The sequence below is a fragment of the Cytobacillus mangrovibacter genome, from assembly GCF_042865275.1.
GTDB classification, from domain to species: Bacteria; Bacillota; Bacilli; order Bacillales; family Cytobacillaceae; genus Cytobacillus; species Cytobacillus mangrovibacter.
Genome location: NZ_JBIACJ010000001.1, coordinates 645,540 through 665,048 on the forward strand (window position 1 = coordinate 645,540; position 19,509 = coordinate 665,048).

20 protein-coding genes are annotated in these 19,509 nt (G+C 36.0%); 4 read left to right on the plus strand and 16 right to left on the minus strand.

Annotated features, from left to right (window positions below):
• Positions 1–201: 201 nt before the first annotated feature.
• From ACFYKT_RS03205 to ACFYKT_RS03215, 3 genes are all read right to left on the minus strand, one after another.
• A complete protein-coding gene (locus ACFYKT_RS03205) occupies positions 202–1,089 on the minus strand; it encodes a LysR family transcriptional regulator (protein WP_389215299.1) in 888 nt (295 codons plus the stop codon).
• A 67-nt stretch (positions 1,090–1,156) separates the two neighbouring features.
• A complete protein-coding gene (gene cbpB / locus ACFYKT_RS03210) occupies positions 1,157–1,603 on the minus strand; it encodes a cyclic-di-AMP-binding protein CbpB (RefSeq protein WP_389215302.1) in 447 nt (148 codons plus the stop codon).
• Positions 1,604–1,749: 146 nt separating this feature from the next.
• Complete coding sequence (locus ACFYKT_RS03215; RefSeq protein ID WP_389215305.1) at positions 1,750–1,986, minus strand: YkuJ family protein; 237 nt, start codon at positions 1,984–1,986, stop codon at positions 1,750–1,752.
• A 502-nt stretch (positions 1,987–2,488) separates the two neighbouring features.
• On the opposite strand from ACFYKT_RS03215, the gene ACFYKT_RS03220 reads away from it, so the two are divergent.
• Positions 2,489–2,728 (plus strand): glutaredoxin family protein, encoded by a 240-nt coding sequence (locus tag ACFYKT_RS03220; RefSeq protein WP_389215308.1) that lies wholly within the window; start codon positions 2,489–2,491, stop codon positions 2,726–2,728.
• A gap of 59 nt (positions 2,729–2,787) precedes the next feature.
• Here ACFYKT_RS03220 and ACFYKT_RS03225 read toward each other — a convergent pair whose 3' ends face one another.
• The 4 genes from ACFYKT_RS03225 to fadH form a co-directional block, all read right to left on the minus strand.
• Entirely contained in the window at positions 2,788–3,447 is a 660-nt protein-coding gene (locus ACFYKT_RS03225; RefSeq protein ID WP_389215311.1) for a DUF3993 domain-containing protein, read from the minus strand.
• Positions 3,448–3,728: 281 nt separating this feature from the next.
• Positions 3,729–4,946, minus strand: coding sequence for an EAL domain-containing protein (locus ACFYKT_RS03230; protein WP_389215313.1), 1,218 nt, complete (start codon positions 4,944–4,946; stop codon positions 3,729–3,731).
• Positions 4,947–5,150: 204 nt separating this feature from the next.
• Positions 5,151–6,566, minus strand: coding sequence for an aspartate ammonia-lyase (gene aspA / locus ACFYKT_RS03235; protein WP_389215316.1), 1,416 nt, complete (start codon positions 6,564–6,566; stop codon positions 5,151–5,153).
• A gap of 205 nt (positions 6,567–6,771) precedes the next feature.
• Complete coding sequence (gene fadH, locus ACFYKT_RS03240; RefSeq protein ID WP_389215319.1) at positions 6,772–7,536, minus strand: 2,4-dienoyl-CoA reductase; 765 nt, start codon at positions 7,534–7,536, stop codon at positions 6,772–6,774.
• Positions 7,537–7,693: 157 nt separating this feature from the next.
• Between fadH and ACFYKT_RS03245 the strand changes: the two genes are divergently transcribed.
• Complete coding sequence (locus tag ACFYKT_RS03245) at positions 7,694–8,560, plus strand: metallophosphoesterase (protein WP_389215321.1); 867 nt, start codon at positions 7,694–7,696, stop codon at positions 8,558–8,560.
• Between the two features lie 61 nt (positions 8,561–8,621).
• Here the strand turns inward: ACFYKT_RS03245 and ACFYKT_RS03250 are convergent, their stop codons facing one another.
• On the minus strand, positions 8,622–10,724 hold the full coding sequence (locus ACFYKT_RS03250) for an EAL domain-containing protein (RefSeq protein ID WP_389215324.1): 2,103 nt from the start codon (positions 10,722–10,724) through the stop codon (positions 8,622–8,624).
• 325 nt (positions 10,725–11,049) lie between these two features.
• Here ACFYKT_RS03250 and ACFYKT_RS03255 point away from each other — a divergent pair, with 325 nt between their 5' ends.
• Positions 11,050–11,517: a YkyB family protein gene (locus ACFYKT_RS03255; protein WP_389215326.1), complete on the plus strand. Its 468-nt coding sequence runs from the start codon at positions 11,050–11,052 to the stop codon at positions 11,515–11,517.
• Between the two features lie 83 nt (positions 11,518–11,600).
• On the opposite strand, the gene ACFYKT_RS03260 is transcribed toward ACFYKT_RS03255, so the two are convergent.
• Positions 11,601–12,506: a chemotaxis protein gene (locus ACFYKT_RS03260; protein ID WP_389215422.1), complete on the minus strand. Its 906-nt coding sequence runs from the start codon at positions 12,504–12,506 to the stop codon at positions 11,601–11,603.
• A gap of 246 nt (positions 12,507–12,752) precedes the next feature.
• Here ACFYKT_RS03260 and ACFYKT_RS03265 point away from each other — a divergent pair, with 246 nt between their 5' ends.
• Positions 12,753–12,956 carry a hypothetical protein gene (locus ACFYKT_RS03265; RefSeq protein ID WP_389215329.1) on the plus strand — a complete coding sequence of 68 codons (204 nt, stop codon included), beginning with the start codon at positions 12,753–12,755 and terminating at the stop codon, positions 12,954–12,956.
• A 310-nt stretch (positions 12,957–13,266) separates the two neighbouring features.
• Here ACFYKT_RS03265 and ACFYKT_RS03270 read toward each other — a convergent pair whose 3' ends face one another.
• The 7 genes from ACFYKT_RS03270 to ACFYKT_RS03300 form a co-directional block, all read right to left on the minus strand.
• The gene (locus ACFYKT_RS03270; protein ID WP_389215332.1) at positions 13,267–13,443 is read right to left on the minus strand and encodes a hypothetical protein; all 177 of its coding nucleotides are present in this window, start codon (positions 13,441–13,443) and stop codon (positions 13,267–13,269) included.
• Between the two features lie 64 nt (positions 13,444–13,507).
• Complete coding sequence (locus tag ACFYKT_RS03275) at positions 13,508–14,386, minus strand: NAD(P)-dependent oxidoreductase (protein WP_389215334.1); 879 nt, start codon at positions 14,384–14,386, stop codon at positions 13,508–13,510.
• A gap of 366 nt (positions 14,387–14,752) precedes the next feature.
• Entirely contained in the window at positions 14,753–15,214 is a 462-nt protein-coding gene (locus tag ACFYKT_RS03280; protein ID WP_389215336.1) for a hypothetical protein, read from the minus strand.
• A 202-nt stretch (positions 15,215–15,416) separates the two neighbouring features.
• Positions 15,417–15,683, minus strand: a complete 267-nt coding sequence (locus ACFYKT_RS03285; RefSeq protein ID WP_389215338.1) for a phosphocarrier protein HPr — start codon at positions 15,681–15,683, stop codon at positions 15,417–15,419.
• A gap of 335 nt (positions 15,684–16,018) precedes the next feature.
• A complete protein-coding gene (locus ACFYKT_RS03290; protein ID WP_389215340.1) occupies positions 16,019–17,248 on the minus strand; it encodes a hypothetical protein in 1,230 nt (409 codons plus the stop codon).
• Positions 17,235–18,440 (minus strand): DUF58 domain-containing protein, encoded by a 1,206-nt coding sequence (locus ACFYKT_RS03295; protein WP_389215342.1) that lies wholly within the window; start codon positions 18,438–18,440, stop codon positions 17,235–17,237. Before ACFYKT_RS03295 ends, ACFYKT_RS03290 begins: the two co-directional genes overlap by 14 nt.
• A gap of 2 nt (positions 18,441–18,442) precedes the next feature.
• Positions 18,443–19,378, minus strand: a complete 936-nt coding sequence (locus ACFYKT_RS03300) for an AAA family ATPase (RefSeq protein WP_389215345.1) — start codon at positions 19,376–19,378, stop codon at positions 18,443–18,445.
• Positions 19,379–19,509: the final 131 nt, after the last annotated feature.

Here is a 19,509-nt window from a genome sequence, read left to right on the forward strand (position 1 = left end):
TTAACAATCTAAGTCAATATTAAATTATAATTAATTTAATTAACTACTTTATGTAATTTATTGCAAAAGAATCCCATTACATGTTTTACCCAATATAATAAGAAATTAATCAGCACTCATAATTACTTGTCCACTCATTTTCTGCTTTCATAATTAGTGTATCAAAATTCGACAGTAGCACAAAACAAATTGCTCATTGCTCTAATGTACTTCTTCTTCGTCTATATGCTCTTTAATCAATTCCACAAATGCCTGAACCTGCTTTAGTTGAAACGCTGATTCATAACCAAGCAGCCATGTATCTCGCTTTAATGGAAGGTTATTTTCGTCTAACAAAGGGATTTTAAAAATGTTTTTTTCAGCCCCATTTAACGTAATAGCTGGTAGAATGGCATAACCAATCCCATTAAATGTCATTTGCTTACATGTCTCAATTTGATCAACTACAATCGTACGTTTCGGTGCTGTTTTAAAATGTCTAAGCCACCAGTCTTGAATTTCTTGATAATAGTTTGAATCACTTTTAAATTGAATAAAGGGGCGGTCTGTTTCAAGCACCTGATCTGTACTTGTAATCTCCGTATCAACAAGATAAAGACTATCTTGAAACAGATGCTTTTTCACACCCTTCCAATCAGGAGTTCCACGTATAATACCAATATGTACTTGATCTTCATAAAGAGATTTCAATATTTCACTGCTCCAGCCAGTAATTAGTGAAATTTTTGCTTGAGGATAGCGAGTGACAAACTTCTTTAGCACTTGTGGCAGCCAATTCTGTCCAACAATGGATGCAACAGCAATTTTCAAGGTACCATATACCTCAGCGTTTAGTGCATGAATTGATTCACGAACTTTTTCTTCTTTAGTAATGACTTCATTAACAAACTTAATAACAAGTTCGCCAGCAGGAGTCAAAGAGAGCCCTTTTTGCGAGCGGACAAAGAGTCTCTCGCCCCATTCCTTTTCAATAGTCTGGAGCCGTTGAGAGAGGGCTGGCTGGGAGACAAATAATCGCTCAGCTGCCTTTCTCATATTCATTTCCTGAGCTAATACTGAGAGAAAGTGAAATTCAGCTAATGATGACATCTCTCTATCCCTCCTTTTCCTTTATTATAAAAAAATCAAGCTCCCACTTCTGGGAGCATAATAATAATTAATGTTTATTTAGTTTACGCGCAAGTTTATTTAGCTCGTTCAGTACAGTTCTTCGAGTAAAAATCCCTTCAAAATAACCATCTTCATTTTCAACACATAAAAAAGGATTGTCGATCAGTAAAGCGATTGAATCCTGCACAGATGCATTGATGAGCAATCTAGGAATTTTCTTGTTCATCACTTCTTCTACTCGTTTTTCTTCAAGTAATTCAAATTCAATTCTTTCTAGGCCAAGAATCGAATCCATAATAATCGGGGTGCTTATTAAGCCATGTAGTTTATAAAATGGATCCAGTACTGGGATAGCCGTATAACCGCTTTTGGTTAACACTAAAAGGGCATGTTCTAGATTATTGCCAACTTGCACATGTGCAACTCGTTCAGAAGGTATCATAAATTGCCGAATATTACTTTCTAAGTATTCCCCACTGTGAAGACTAATCATATCGAAAACTCCTCAAGTAAATGTTTTCATTTCACAATTAGTATAACACAATTTCCCTTTTCTTGCTCTTATTATATCGTCACCTTGCTTGGTTAAATTCCTACATATAAAAAAGGAGCCCAAATTGGCTCCTATACTTTTTGTCTTTATTGGATTAAATCAAATATCTCAATTGTGATCATATCGATATTATCAAATTGATACCTTTTTGGCTTTTCCTTATCATGGTAAACTTCCAATTCAAACATTTCACCTTTCGGCTGATATGTTACTTGACATTTCCTTTCTCCATTCACCTCAAAAAAACGTTGCATTGGTTCGCCATCTTTTGATTGTTCCTGAAGATTTTTCAAACGAGTTAATATACCTTGAAGCTGTGACATGCTCTCTCTCCTTTCAACAAAAACAAAAACAAAAATTTCATATGTTTATGTTTCTCTTTTGGCATGTTTCTATCCTAACAGAATTGAATCAGAATATTCGACATTCATCTTTTCCCATACCAATATTAACAGCATAAATTAATGTTAGGCATTTATACAAGTAAAATCTAATGAAACAGCGATATTTTTTCTAAATTGCTTTAATAGAAAAGACTATTTTCGCAAATTTCGTTGCTAATTAAACGTAGCATAGTAAAGGTTGATTTCCGCTCCAGGTTGCTCGCTTTCCGCGGGGTGGGCGTTGAGCCTCCTCGGCGCAAAAGCGCCTGCGGGGTCTCAACTGTCCCACTCCTCCCGCAGGAGTCTCGCACCTTCCGCTCCAATCAACAACCTTATTTATCAATCTTATTAAATTACACAACCTATTGTATTTAAAAAATATATTCGTTGAAATTCTGCGTTAAATTCCCTATCATATTTATGATGAAAGGAATGACGAATTATGAAGAAAATAATTGTATACTCTCAGCCGGAATGCCCTCCTTGTGAAATTACCAAAAAATTTCTAACGGCTAATGGTTTCACATTCGAAGAAAAAAATATTAAAACCGATCATGAGTCAAAAAGAGAGTTAACACAAAAATATCATTCTTACTCCACACCAACAATTATAATTGGTGAAACAATTATTACTGGTTTTGATCTGGAGAAATTAAAAAGCGAATTAAATATTCAAGAATAAATAGAAAAGGAGCTAAGCTCAGGTAGGAATTACACTTTAAGCTTGCTCCTTTTTCTATTCTATTTACTCTCTGCTTGTTTCGCTAATAGTCCACTTCCATATTTATAGAATGTTTCTAACGGATGCAGAAACAACCCTATTTGCATGGTTGACTTCACTAGATCCAACTGCCGAAAACTCATTTGGGATTCCTTAGGTACAGCAACAGGGGCTTTCTCTGATTGTTGAATAACCTCTTCAGGGATTTCATTATATAAAAAGCTTGCTATTTTCCATTCTCCTTCAAGCTTATCTAATCTTATCCCTTCATAATGGCTCTCATAGGAAACCGGCCCCTCATCTGTTTCAGGAAAAAATTCGTATACATATATATTTTCTTCAGACCTAACGACTCTTGTCTCCTCTGTATAGGAAAAAAAAGGGATAAAGTAAAAAGCGAAATCTGAACCATACGTGATATATTTCCCATTTTCCAAGAATAGGTTTTCATCCAAAAACTCTTTATTGTAATCCTCGGTAAAATAAGGAGTTAAAATTTCATTGATTTCTTGCAGGCTTCTATATTCTTCACTTAATGAAACTTGGGCTTGAAATGCTGACTGCAAATATTGATAAACAGCATCAGCAGCAGATAAATCAGATTCTGCCTTCACCAAAGACGGAAACAGTAAACCAATAATGATAAACCATGATAGGTATGAAAGTTTATGCTTGTTCATTCCACTCGCCCTTTCATTGTCCACTTTTCTATAGTCTCTATTCTATCAATAATTGCATCGACAATAGAGTGGTATCGTTCGCAAAATAACAGCATCTTTTGACAGATAAAGCTCTAAGTTGTCCTAAATCTCCCCCATATGACATTTATTCCCCCTGCATTTCCACATAAACCTTACTTCATATAAAAGTCTTGTTCAATTACTCAGACCGTCCATTATCTTACACATAAAGAAGTAGGCATAAGAAAAAGGCCCCTTCTAGAAGCCTTTTTCTTGTGTGATTATAATAACCCTTCACGTTCATAAAGATAATCATAGGATAAATCTACAAACAAGTAATCATTCGAATGAAGCGGATATGAAAATGTTCGAATAGTCTCCCCTGTTTCGATATCACTGTACAAATCAGAAAGAATTCCCTTTTTTCCATTTCTCATTTTCATAATATTTTCTAAAAAATATGGCCGCCAGCTCCAATTCTTATGTAAATACTGCTTTTGGGTAATCCAAACATGATCTTCTTTGAATATATTGGAGGATTTCTGGAATCCATTCTCATCACAAATATATAAACGGAAGGCGACATTATTCAGGAATTGGGATAGTACCTTGATTAATTCCTCATACTCCAATTGTTTGCGATTTTTCAGCTGCAGAAATTGGCTAATTTTTTCGTTGAACTTCTCTGTAACTTCATGTATGGTCTCTAGCTTTTTCTTTTCATAGGATATGTATTGATGGCACTTTTCCCTAAGCTTCACTTTCATAATATCTCTATCAACAAACTCTTCTGCTGGATTTTGCAAATAATAGCCTTGATAGTATCTACCGCCATTCCTCCAAGCAAATTGCAATTGATAATCCATTTCGATATTTTTAAAAAGTAAGGTTGCACCAATTTTTCGTGCTAGTAATGATAAAGTATATAAAATATCATGAAGAACATGAGCTGTTGCAGTTGAACGCAGCTCATTCAAATCAACTTTAATTATATTTGGAGCAAGTTGGCCAATCCGATCCAAATGACTTCTTTCATTCCCCATATTATCGATAGCAATTTTGATTCCATATGTACGTAAATAATTCATCAGATGGTCTAAATGTTCCATATTTCCTTTATATACACGTTCGGTCGATTCTAATACAATTCTATCAAGCTTTATTCCCTTATCTTGGTATTCTAACAATAAGGAAAGGAATGATTCCGCATTATCATACATAAGTAGATCTGCATCCTTGTTTACAAACAAAAGGATATCTTCCTCGATTGTAATAAACTTGTCCAATGCTTTCTTTAAAACTATATGATCGACTTCTAAGCGATACTCTTCAGGAATGCCTTCATCAAGAAAAAATGGTCCTAGACTTACTATCCCATCTTCTCCTCTATATCTTCCGAATACTTCATAGCCTACGATACGATGTTCGTCCGCACTGAATATCGGTTGAAAATAAGGGAATACATTATCCAAATCTGTAAGGATTTCCAGTGCATCCATGCTTATAAACCTCCTTTAAGAATAATGTATAATTATAACATATTCCTAGGGATTAACCGCCTTATCCAAGGCTATCTCTTTATTAACGATCATTCGTGTACAAGAAAGGGCAGTGGGTGCGCATTTGAAATAGGATCCAAAATGAATCAGTAATCGGCACCCACATAGCCAGCAAGCAATTTTAAGCAATAATCTATTTAAATTTTATTTATCAAGCAAGGATGAACCTGCAATTCCTGGCTTTGTCATTTCATAAGGATCTAAGATTAAATCTAGCTCCTCTTCACTTAAGACATCATACAATAAGCAAAGTTCTCGGATTGACTTTCCATTTACAATGGATTCCCGAGCAATTTCTGAAGCAACATTATAGCCAATATGTGGATTTACAGCTGTTAGCAGCCCGACACTTTTCTCAACATATTCTTTTAAACGATCCACATTTGCAGTTATGCCTTCCACGCAAAAATTAGTAAATACACGGAAGCCATTGTTCATAATAGAAATTGACTGCAATAAATTAAATAATAAAACAGGTTCCATCACGTTTAATTCGAATTGACCAGCTTCAGATGCTAGTGAAATGGTATGATCGTTCCCAATTACTTGGAAAGCAATTTGATTAATTACTTCTGGCATGACTGGGTTTACTTTTCCTGGCATGATAGAAGAGCCTGGTTGGCGAGCTGGCAAATTGATTTCATATAAGCCTGCTCTTGGACCAGATGCCATTAATCTAAGGTCATTTGCAATCTTTGACATATTAACCATACAGATTTTCAATGCTGCTGAAACTTCTACATAGGCATCTGTATTTTGAGTGGCATCAACCAAATTCTCAGCCGGAACAACCGGGATTCCTGAAATATCTGCTAAGTACTGAACGACTTTTTCAATATAAATAGGATCAGCATTTAAACCCGTTCCAACAGCAGTTGCTCCCATATTTACTTCTAATAGGTTTTCTTTTGATCTTTCGATTCTTTTGATATCTCGTCCTATTACATTCGCATAGGCCTTAAATTCTTGCCCTAGTCTAATCGGAACTGCATCCTGCAAATGGGTTCTTCCCATTTTAATTACTGAATCGAATTCATTCGCCTTCGCTAGGAATACATCTTTCATCTCTTTCATTGTTATTAATAAAGATTCAAGAGCTCTGTACACGGCAATATGAATGGCAGTTGGGAAAGCATCATTTGTTGATTGAGCCATATTTACATCAATATTGGGATTAAGGTGGAAATACTCACCTTTTTCTTTACCTAATAGTTCTAGGCTTCTATTGGCAATCACTTCATTCGTATTCATATTAATTGAAGTCCCTGCTCCACCTTGAATCGGATCAACAATGAAATGCTCATGCCATTTGCCAGTAATAATTTCATCTGCTGCCTGACAAATCACTTCTGCTTTACCTTTATATAATCTTCCTACATCAGCGTTGGCTAGTGCAGCCGCTTTTTTTACAATGGCCATCGCAATAATTAAATCCTTGTCTAATTTATATCCTGTAATAGGGAAATTTTCTACCGCCCTTAATGTTTGTATCCCATAGTACGCTTCAATTGGTACATGTTTTTCGCCTAAGAAATCCTTTTCAATTCTGTATGTACTCACTTTAACATCCTCCAAATAAATTTATATCGAATACGCAATTTCCAAGTACAATAAAAAACCATGATAGAATATTTTCCATTCCATCACGGCTTAAGTATACTACTATTTTGTGAATTTTTCTGTTTATTTTTCATGATCTAATTATTTTGGAATAGTGAGAAAACTCAGAAGAGGAAATATGAACTCTTCTATCATTTTTTCATCCTTAAAACGGGTATTGATTTAACCACTGTCCACCATCCATTGTAATACATTCCCCATTCATATATGTAGCATTGTCAGAAAATAAGAAGAAGGCTAATTCTGCAATTTCCTCAGGTTTGCCTAGTCTGCCTAACGGAACACTAGTAATTGTTCTTTTCGCAGCCTCTTCTGATTCCCATAGTTTATCTGCCCCACCTGTTCGTTCTATCGGCCCCGGTGCAATCGCATTGACCCTAATTCCATATTTTCTGCCCCATTCAACAGCTAATGTTCTGGTCATTGATAATACGCCTGCCTTAGCTGCTGCCGAATGAATCACGCCTGGGCCAGCATCCCATGCATAGGTTGCAACCATATTTATCATACTGCCTTTTATTCCATTTTCGATCCAATACTTGCCCACCTCACTTGAGCAATAAAAAGTTCCATTAAGAACAATATTGATTACAGAATTCCAGCCATTAGCACTTAGCTTTTCGGCTGGACAGATGAAATTCCCTGCCGCATTATTGATTAAATGGTCGATTCTGCCAAATGTATTTAAAGTTTCTGTCACCATATGCTTCACATGGTCAATTTCCCTTACATCCATTTGTACTGTCAGAACCTGTCCTGGATATGTTTCAATTTCTTTCTTTGCCTCTTCTAGACGTTCAAGATTTCTTCCAGTTATTACAACCGATGCCTGTGCCTCTGCAAAACGCTTAGCCATATATTTGCCCATTCCGCTTGATCCGCCTGTAACAATAACTACTTTTCCGTTCAAAATGAATCCCTCCTGAAAATGAATGATTATTCATTCTTTATTCTACCATTAAACAGTGAATTTTCGAATAATTATTAATAAATTTCGCTCTTCTTTTTAACAACATAGTTTGATAGTATAAAAAGGTATGAATTATATAGATAGGTTGGTTATGAATATGCCGAAAAAAGTATCGAGAAGGACCTTTTTGAAAAGAACAATCGGCTCTTTTTTATCTATTTTTGGATTAGGCACTGGGGGCTATTATTATGCAAGGGAAATAGAGCCGAAGCTATTGGATGTCAATCATCATCAAATAGTTAATCCTTCAATCCCCCCTAGTTTCAATAATTTCAAAATCGTTCAATTTAGCGACACCCATTTGGGCTTCCAATATGATTCCCATCAATTAAAGACACTTGTTAAGAAAATAAATAAATATAATCCAGATATCATCTTTTTTACTGGTGATTTAATGGATGCCCCGAATCAATATCATGAGGCAAATACAATTATCCCTTTATTAAAAGAGTTGAAGGCACCTTTTGGAAAGTTTGCCGTATACGGAAATCATGATCACGGAGGCTACGGAACAGATATTTATAAATCAATCATAGAAGACGGCGGTTTTCAATTGCTTCTCAACAGTCATCAGCAAATAAAACTGATCGACGGTAGCCGTATTTATGTTATTGGAATCGATGATGCAATGCTCGGCACACCCAATATTGAAACAGCAATAAATGGTGTACCAGCAGATTCGTATAAAATTCTTTTATCCCACGCTCCCGATCTCGCAGATGAGGCAGCAACATACAATATTCACCTGCAGCTTAGCGGACACAGTCATGGTGGCCAAGTGAAAATTCCATTTGTAGGGGCACTTGTCACTCCTCCTTTTGCAGACAACTATCATGAGGGATTCTATAAGATTGGAAACACTCCATTAACCCTCTATGTGAACAGAGGCCTTGGTACAACCCGCTTGCCTTTTCGCTTTCTATCTAGGCCGGAATTAACAGTATTTACACTTTCACAGAAATAATAAAAGGAAAAGTAGCTTCTAAGCCACTTTTCCTTTTATATTTTCACATTTAGCTTTCCATCTATTTCATAAACTTCTTTTCAATTTCCTCCGCAGGCAGCGGCTTAGAATATAAAAAGCCTTGAGCTTTTTGACAGTTTGCATTCAATAGAAATTTCTCTTGCTCCGCATTCTCCACACCTTCAGCAATGACTTCCATTCCAAGACTTCTTCCTAAATGGATGATCGTTGTCGTTATCGCAGCATCCTTTTCATTTGAATGAACATCTTTCACAAAGGATTTATCAATTTTCAACACATCAATTGGAAATTGCTTTAGGTAATTTAAAGAAGAATAGCCCGTTCCAAAATCGTCAACTGAAATCGAAACACCAAGCTCCTTTAATCCAGATAGAATTGGCGCTGTATCCTTCGTATCTTGCATAGCCCCTTCTGTTATTTCAATTTCCAATAGCTTAGGGTCTATTCGATATTTTTCAATCGCAGTACGAATAATTAGTAATAATCTGTGCTGCTGAAATTGTTTAGGTGAGATATTAATCGCTATTTTGAAATCTGTTTTCCCTTTTGTAGCCCATTCCTTGATTTGCTTACACGCTGTCTCAATCACCCAATTTCCAATTGGGATGATTAAACCTGTGTCCTCTGCAAGCGGAATAAAATCTGCAGGAGAAATATGACCTAATTCTTGATTCTTCCAGCGTAATAAAGCCTCATAGCTTTTTATTTTCATTGTCAGTAAATCGACTTGTGGCTGATAGTATAAAGTTAGTTCGTTTCTCTCAATTGCCTTCCGCAAATAGGTTTCCAATTCAACAACATTATTAATAATCGAATTCATATCTGAACGATAAAATTGAAAATGGGCTTTTCCCTTCTCTTTCACCCGAAATAATGCTTCATCCGCATTTTTAATTAATGTTTCAGCGTTATTTCCATCATTAGGATACATACTTACTCCAATGCTAGGAGTAATATAGTATTCCTTCGAATGTAAATAGAAGGAGCTTGAAAATCTTGCCAAAATACTTTGGGCAAACTGACTTGCTTTCCGTCTATCCACATTGAGCAAGAGAATAATAAATTCATCTCCACCTTGCCGGTACACCGAGCAATGTTTACCTTTAAATTCACTCAGTCTTTCTGCAACCTTTTTTAAGATTTCATCACCAACAATATGTCCTAATGTATCATTTAAGTATTTGAAACGATCTAAATCAATAGAGAGTAGAGCAAATTCGTTTCCGTTCATTTTGGCTTCAGCAATATGATCATCCAGATCTCCCAACAGAGCTCTCCTATTAAAAAGTCCGGTTAGGTGGTCATGGAATGCCATATATTTAATTGTTTCAGCATGCTTCGCCTGTTCAGAAATGTCCTTAATAATAACATAAATACCTTCTATTTCAGAATCGATAACAATTGGAACTGTCTTTAAATGAATGGTCAAATAATGACCTTTCCTGTGGACGAATCGGATATCTAGTGATTCTGATGGATACCCATCCTTTGTTTTATTAAAAAGTGACTGAAAATCAGCAATATCTTGCTCAGAAATCAAGTCAAAAATAGAACGATTTGTCAGCTGCTTCTCAGTATATCCCGTCAATTTATTTCCTGCTGGATTCATTTCAAGAATGAGCCCTTTTAAGTTAATAGACAAAATCCCATCTAAATTATGGTCTACAATGGATCGATATTTTTGTTCACTTTTAATCAGCTGCTTTTTCTCTAATAAAGCAGTTGTAATGTCTCTCGTTACAGACACGACATAACGAACATGATTATCTCCATCTAGGATGGGGGTTAGGAAGGATTCTCCGATCATCGTACTTCCATCAGGCAGCTTTACTTCGTCTGAGTATACCATCGTTTCTTTCTTATCAAGAATTTTTTCATATTCTAGTTGGATAGAATGAGCCCGCTCATCTGGAATAGCCTCACTTAATGTTTTTCCGATAAAATGATTCGTTAAACTGGCATGCTTTAAACCAGGTTCATTAGCAAACAAGTAACGGAATACCGGACCCTCTTCCACTCTCATAATAAAGACTAAATCCTTTATATGCTTAAAGATAATATCAAAGATAATTCTTTCAATCTTATCGCTTATTATATTTTCATTTTTTAATTCGCTTGATAATAATTCCTTTATCTCTTTCATCAAATCATCCTTATTGATTTCATTCCATTTCAGGTGGAATTTATCCATGTATGTACTGTTGCAAAAAACATATAGATGTCATACCGACAAACAATTCACTATAATTACAAAATTTATATTCATTTTTTTATTATAATATAAAATGACAAAAAACACAGTAGCTGTTTCCAATAAGACCAATTTTTACTGTTTCACTTAAGAAAAGGGGGAAATTTACAATTCAAAAGAAAATATCTGGTTAATCGTACTTTTCTATTTTCATTCCTAGTTAAATAGGAGTATAATACTAATATACCCCTGTAGTATAAGAAAGGAGTTATTTATATTGAAACCCGAAAGGAATGATCTTCCTCATCTGCATCCAACGGTAGAAAACCTCTCCCAAGCAATCTTCACCGTTAACCGCCATGCAAAAACAGCGCCTAACCCGAAATTTTTATATAAACTTAAACAAGATTCGTTACAAAAGCTGATAAAAGAAGGAAAAGCAAAAAAGGTAGGGCTTCATTTCTCAGGAAATCCTAAATATAGCCAACAGCAATCAGATGTTCTCGTTGAATGTGGTAATTATTCATTTCATTTGCCTCCAACAAAGGTTGACTTTCAGCAATTGCCTCATTTAGGGAAATTAAATGAATCAGTACGAAATCCGCGAACAACCCTTCCCTTAAACCAAGCAAAAAGACTATTAATGTCCTATACAGGTTTAGAGGAACACACTGATTATCATAAACAAAGCAAGCGTCCATATGAAAAACCAGTGTTCAAAAAACTGGGAGAAAGTTATTTCTGAAATAATGCATGGAAGCAAATGCTGTATTCAAAGAAAAGCTAGGAAAGATATGATTCTTTCCTAGCTTTTCTTTCGGTTATTTTCTAAAGTGCTATTTGATCAATTAATAATACTAGCTCAGCTATTTCTGGTTTACTTACTTGTGCATCTGCACCGACCATTTGTCCTTTATGGCGAAGATCGTCAGTAATTAAAGAAGAAAAGATAATGACTGGAATCTTAGATAACTCTGAGTTATCTTTAATCCTTTTCGTCAAATGATGCCCATCCATCTGAGGCATTTCAATATCTGTAATTATTAACTGCACTTCATCTGGTATTTTCTTTCCTGATTGAACGAGATTCTCTAAATAGTTCAGTGCATCACGGCCATTCTCAAAAAACTCAATATATTGAAATCCTGCTTCCGTCAATGTATCATGCAGCAATTTCCGCAGCAAAGGAGAATCCTCTGCAACAACTAATCGTTTATTGGAACGCTCACGTTTGCCAAGCTTTTGAACTTGTTGAACATTAATACCTGTTTCTGGATTAATTTCAACAACAATCTTCTCAAAATCAAGCAGTAAGATCATTTCACCATTCAGCTTAATGACACCAATAATCTGGCTTTCAGGTCCTTGATACATTTCTGATGGCTTCTCGATTTGATCCCATGAAATCCGATGAATTTGTGTAACGCTGTGCACATGAAAGACAATCTTCTGTTTATTAAACTCAGCAACAATAAATTTATCTTGCTGCGGATTTTCTGAAGGGGGAAATCCTAATGCAGTTGCTACATTGACAACTGGAAGTACTTCACCTCTTAATTCAATAATTCCTTCAACATTTTGATGAGCATGGGGAACTTGAATAACTGAAACAGGATTAATAATTTCTTTCACCTTAATGACATTAATCCCAAATTTATTTCTCCCAATTCCGAATTCGACAATTTCCAGTTCATTTGTTCCGCTTTCCAATAATATCCCTTTTTTATGCTCCACTGCCATTTCGCACTTCCTTTTTGTATAGTGATCAATTATACCTATTACTATATCACGAAAAATTATCTAAGATTTAAACATTTTAAAAGTTTTCGTGAAGATCTTTCAAACCTATTCCCAGCTAGTTATTGAAAATGATAATTGTGTGAACATATTCACATAGTTATAGACATCTCTGCTATTCCAGAATACAATGAAGCTATAAAGATAAATTTATTATATTATTAATAAAGAGGCGATGAACCGATGAAGGGCACGGCTATCCTTTTCCAAGAAAACGACAAAGTCACTGTAATTGAAAATGTTGAACACTCTGTATTTGAAGAAATTAAAGCACAGTGTGGATGTGAGCATTGTAATTGCAAGCTTGAAAATAAACTCATAGATTTTGGTTCTGTATCTCCAGTATTCTGGCATGAAGATGAAGTCGATTGGGATTATGGTTATTAGAGGTATTCTATCGAAATCAAATAAAATAAGTTTGAAATAGTCTAAAAGGTGAGCAAATGGCTCACCTTTTTTTATCACGGAAATTTTACATTTCAATTTTATGGATAACTTTGCGACAAGTTTGTCTGCGTTCAGCTCCAGCGCCTACCCCCGACGTACAGGACGTACTAGTGTCGACAATGCGACAGGACGTCGCGTTTTTGTCGACCTCGAGGTCACAAACCAATCCTCTCAGAAAGGTAAAGAACACCTTTCCGAGAGGCTCGTCTTGTGCTTGTCGGGAGTGATCAAGGCGCTTACGCATTTGTTCTTATCCCTTATATTCCCCGTTATTTTTTGATGCTTTTTCTTTTTTGGCTTTATCATGATGAATTTGATTTGCTGCAGCACTTCCAAACTCATGTGCGAATTCTGTATTCAACACGGCTGAATCAAAGCCTTTTTTATTTTTTTGCTCTGGATCATTTTTTTTCGTTCTTTTTGCCATAAGACTTTCCCCCTTTTATCAAACAATCCCTACTATTATTGTTTGGAAGGAGCATATTTATTCCTTATCTATCCCAATATTTATACAAAGCCTGTGTCCCACTCTGTTCCTCTCCTGCCTCAGCGAGCTGTGCATACAGTTTTTTCGCAAGAGATAACCCTGGTGTCTCCATTCCCATCGCTTCTGCTTCCTCTAATGCAATATTTATGTCTTTAATAAAATGCTTAATATAGAAGCCCGGGGCAAAATCTCCATTTATCATTCTTGGTGCTAGATTCGAAAGTGACCAGCTGCCAGCAGCACCAGAAGAGATGCTTTGAAGGACGGTTTCAGGATTTAATCCTGCTTTTTCTGCATAAATAACGGCTTCACAAACACCAATCATATTCGAAGCAATCGCGATTTGGTTACACATTTTGGTATGCTGTCCTGAACCAGCTTGACCTTGATAAACGATATTTGTTCCTAAATGATTAAATATTTCCTTCATTTCATCAAATACCTGTTGGTCTCCTCCTACCATAATCGATAGCTTTGCCTCTTTCGCTCCAATATCACCGCCTGAAACAGGAGCATCTAGTGCATGCATCCCTTTCTTTTTTGCTTCGGTATAAATTTTAACTGCAAGAGTTGGTGTTGAAGTTGTCATATCAATGATATATGTATCTTCTTTCCCATTTGTTATAATTCCATTTTCGCCCAGGTACACTTCTTCCACGTCCTGTGGATAGCCAACAATGGTAATAATCACATTTGCCTTTTGGGCAACTTCTTTAGGGGAATTTGTCCATTCTGCCCCATCGGCAATTAATTCCTCTGCCTTTTCCTTCGTACGAGAATAGACAATTAATGGATAACCTTTATTAAGTAAGTGGCCTGCCATACTCTTTCCCATTACACCAATTCCAATAAAACCGATAACAGTATTTTCTGGTAGAAACATATTGATCCCCTTTCAAAACGAAATCTAAATAAACATAACTATATATGCCAAACTTTATCATTCATTCTAGCATTGTTTTTGAATATTTTAAATATAGACAAGAACAAATGCGCAAGCGCCTTGATCACCCCCGACAAGCACAAGACGAGCCTCACGGAAAGGTGTCCTTTACCTTTCTGGGAGGATTGGCTTGTGACCTCGAGGGGGTAGGCGCTGGAGCTGGATGCAGACAAACTTGTCGCAAAGTTATCCACAACATTCAAATTTATAATTTCCTAGACAAAGACAAAAGACCAGGCAATCAGCCCAGTCTTCCTCCTAATTCTATGCGCTTTTTTATTATGTCCTTTAATTCGTTTGACAACCCTATAACTGTGAGGAAAAATTGGTTAGGAAGGCCTTTGCCAATACTTCTTCATCATTATAAACTTCTACTGAAACTGCCTCTTCGTTCATAATCATCTTCTCAATTTCAAAAACATGTAAATCTTTAAGTAATGGGATTGGTGTCATGAAGATAAAGTTATCTTTATCCTCCTTCACTTCTATGTATTCTCCTTTATACTTCGCATTTGCCCCATAAATGATTTCATCCATCCCTAATGCAGATGCAAGCTTATCATTATGTATGGAAACTTTAACCTTGTAAACCTGTTTATCCATTAAAACCTTTTCATTAATCTTAAACCGAAATTGCAGTTCATTATTTTTTGTTAGGAAAGCTTCAGCATGTTTGTTGACAATTAAATCGTTTGCGGCAAGTGAACATCCTGCAAGCATTTGAGAAAATACAATAATCAACAAAAATTTAAACCCTTTGCTGCACATATGTTGTCCCCCTTTTCCCTACCATTTCCTTTTGCGTTAATCGTTAAACCTGTCTTTTGCAAAAAAAAAACTGGCTTGGTATCATTCACCAGCCAGTTTATAAGGGGGGAAATAGATTGAGCAGCTTACATTTTTACCATAAGTGCTTAATTCATCAATACCCCATTACATCAGAAAAGAAACCTTTTTTACGAAAAATATATTAATTGGCCAATCCTTCTTTTTTCATTAATTCTTCTAAGCTGTCAATGGCATTTTGCTCATCATTGCCATCTGCAATAATCTTAATTGCCCCGCCTTGACCGATCCCTAAAGCCATCACACCCATAATTGATTTTAGGTTTACTGTTTTTCCTTTATGCTCTAATTGAATATCCGCATTAAATTTACTTGCTGTTTGCACTAAAAGAGTTGCAGGTCGAGCATGGATCCCTGTCTCAGCCGTAACTGTAAATTGTTTTTCAAGCATATTGTTTCAATCTCCTTTACATTGGACACAATTTATTGCCATATAACCCCTATTATTTTCCAATGACTGATTATTTATGTACGCTGTTTTCGCTAACATTGTTGTTAATTAAAATGCAGTGGGTAGAGGTTGATTTCCGCTCCAGGTACTCGCTTTCCGCGGGGTGGGCGGCGAGCCTCCTCGGAGCCCAACGCTCCTGTGGGGTCTCGCCTGTCCCACACTTCCCGCAGGAGTCTCGCACCTTCCGCTCCAATCAACAAACTTTTTTGTCAATAGTTATAAATAACACAACTTATTCAAAAATGTATGAGCTTTTTGGGAAAGCCGCTAAACATCTATATTGACTTTTTTTCAAGCTTTTTTAGTTCTTTTAATTCTTGTTTCTTTTCCTCAAGCTTCTTTTTCAAATGAACTGCTTCTTTTTCAGTATATTGCTTGTCGCCATATCTAACTTTCTCATAAATGGCATTCATTTCATCATATTCAAGCATTCCTATTCGATTCATCCAATCAGATAATGATTCAAATGGTTTTCTTCCGAAATGAAGCTTTTTAGCAAATTTTTCAAAAGCATATATTTCTTTTCGAATGGGATTAGTAGGGGCGATCGTCTTCCCTCTGCGAAAAAAGGCTGTGCCTTCATTTAAAAAGGATTGCTCCATTGTGTATAAATAAGGGTTTGCAGCATTTTCTTCTCCCAATTCCTTCTTTTTATGCCTATATATATAGAAAAAGAGGAAAATTAACCCTGCGATAAAAATAATTGTTAGAATCAGGGTGGGATTAAGAAAGGCATTTCTTCCCCACTCATCTAATTCATTTTGTGCTACTGCATATTCTTCCTGCCCTTGATTACTATTTAGCTTTTCAAATTGTTTAGACCAATCTTGTGATTCTGCCCAGTTAAAAAATGGTTTGCTTATGAAAGCAACTAAAAATACACCTATATCCAGTATTGAGAAAAACAGCCATTTTATAACGTTCATTCCTGCTGTAAGGAGCAAACCAGCAACTGCTATGATCGACAATATGGATACAAAAGGAAGAATGAATTGCTGTTTGTCTCTTACTTTCATATCCATATGAAGCCAGCGCCTAAAAAATCCGCCAACGATGATAAATAGTATTTGGGAAATCATCAATACTCCAATTGATTTCATATAAGACGGGGAGGCAGCACCAGCAAAGAAGAGTAGAAAGATTCCCAGAAGAATAGTAAATAGCATCCATTTCCCTTCATTTTGTTTATCCTGTTCATTTACATGTGACAGTGTTCGCCAAAAGACGAGGAAACTAATAATTAAGTTAAGTACAATCGGAAACCCCATCACATTTCCTCCGATTAACAGGACAGGCAATGGAAGGACAAAGAATAATATCCTCCCCTTATCTTTATATTTTCCGAGTAATAAAGTAAATAAGAAGGAACTTGATAACATGATAATAAAATAAGATAGGAACGGTACTTCTTTTCCCGACATGACGAAAAAGGGAAAGATAACAAGTGCACCAAAAATAATTTCAATGGTAAGCAAATACAACACATTCCAACTATTTTTTATCATGAACCATCACTCCCTTCATTAATGATTGCTTTGGCTTAAGTACAGCCTTGTTTTCATTCAATTGCAGCTCTAGCAGAGTAGCTCCCCGTTTGCTTATCATATTAAGGATTTCTTCACTGCGGGCTGTACTTTTCCCACCATGAATAAAAAAAGGCTGTGCTGATAAATGCCGATCATAGAAAGAAAGCATTTTTTCATAAGGAAAAATGGATGAATGCTGATCAACAATCGCTAATGCTTCAAGTACTCTTTGCAATTGCTCTTTTCCTGTCCCAGCTGGAATATAGTAGAAAGGAATGGCACCAGCAACACGAATATTAATACAAACAGAAAAAGGGATATTCTGTTTTGTTGAAAAATAAGCTAATTCTGCTGCACTGCTTATTAGCTGTTCAATTTGATTCGTAATCGCATGGCTATCAACTATATTAATGGACAAATTCCAGCCTGTCTCAGCAACAAGATCAAAGACCTTTGTTTGCAATGTTTGCATTCTCGCACTAGCTTTCCAGTTAATTCGATTAAAGCTATCTGAATAAACATAATCTCGAGTGCCTGATGGAGATAAATAATCCTCATATAAGGAGTGTGACACGAAAGTTTCACCTGATCGTTCAGAAAGAAAAGAGCTCATATTTTCCACTGGTGTTGGCAAAGGATAGACAAGTGCTTCTTGAATAATCAGCCTTTTATATTCTAAAACGGTTTCACCAATTCCAAAGAAATGAGGAATATGCCATTCCATTTTACGTATTTTTGCTACTCCCCTTTTTCTTGCTGTAAAAGGAATCTTTACTGTTTTTTGCTGGTTGTAGCTAAGGGACAGTGGAATATTCACCTCATACTGTGTTAGCCTTTTTTCTCCCAATCCATCCATTGGTGTGATAATATCATCAAAGTATATACGCAGACTTCCTTTCATAATTGGGAGGCCTTTATTCACAAAAAGCAGCATCCATTCTCCTTTCTCTTCTGGAAAAAACCTATTTTTCTGACTATCATTATCAAAATGAAGGTGCTCACCGATATGCTTCAAATAGTAAGAATTAGCAAAAATAAGAATAAGAATGGTTACTGCTGTAAAAAAAAGGATCAAAGACTGAAAATAGAAGCTCGCAAAAAATAAAAAAAGAGCAAGTACCCCTGTAAGAGATAAATAATTATCTTCGATTGAGTATTTTTTCCATTCCATTTCTATGCTCCTGCTTCAACCGGTAGCGGAATGGATTCGATGACTTCTTGCAGAACCTTTTCCGTCGTTTTCGTAAGTGATGCCTCAGTTGTCAGGTAAATTCGATGACTTAACACAAATGGAATCATTTCCTTAATATCATTTGGGATGACAAACGCCCTGCCTTCCAATAATGCCTTCCCTTGAGCAGCCTTCATTAAAGCTAAGGTTCCTCGCGGACTGACCCCTAATTCAATAGAAGGATGTTCTCTCGTTTTTCTTACAATATGTAGTAAGTATGATTCGACTTCTTCGTTGAACTTTACCTCTTTAACTAAGCATTTCAAATTCTCTAATTCGGTTTCTGTTAATACCGATCTCACTTCGTTAACCTGACGTTCTCCCCTATGGATTTGAATCATTTCCCTTTCTTCCTGTAGAGTTGGATACTTCATCGATAGCTTTATGAAGAAACGGTCCATCTGTGCGATTGGCAAAGGAAATGTACCTTGTTGAGATTCAACTGGATTCTGCGTTGCAATCACCATAAATGGATCTTGGACAGGGATTGTATGCCCATCTATTGTCACTTGCTTCTCTTCCATCACCTCAAGCAAACTTGACTGTGTTCTTGGGGTTGCTCTATTAATTTCATCTGCAAGGACAATGTTAGCAATAATTGGACCTGGCCTAAATTCAAATTCTTGTTCCTTTGGATTAAAGAACTGGATTCCTGTCACATCACTTGGCAGTACATCCGGTGTAAACTGAATTCTTGAAAATATACCGCTAATTGACTTTGCAAACATCTTAGCCAGCATTGTTTTTCCTGTTCCTGGTACGCTTTCCATTAAAATATGGCCGTTAAATAATAATGCAATCGTAAGAAGCTCGATCTCCTTTTCTTTTCCAATCATCACTTTACTAATTTCTGCCTGAATCTTCTCTAAATCTTTCATATTTCCTCCCTCTATAAATATTGATTTATCAACGGTTTGACCCGTTGGTGGGGTGTCAAAAAAATATTTTTCGACACGCTTCCTAACATTACTTTCATATTATGTGAATCTATTCCAACACATGGGTACGC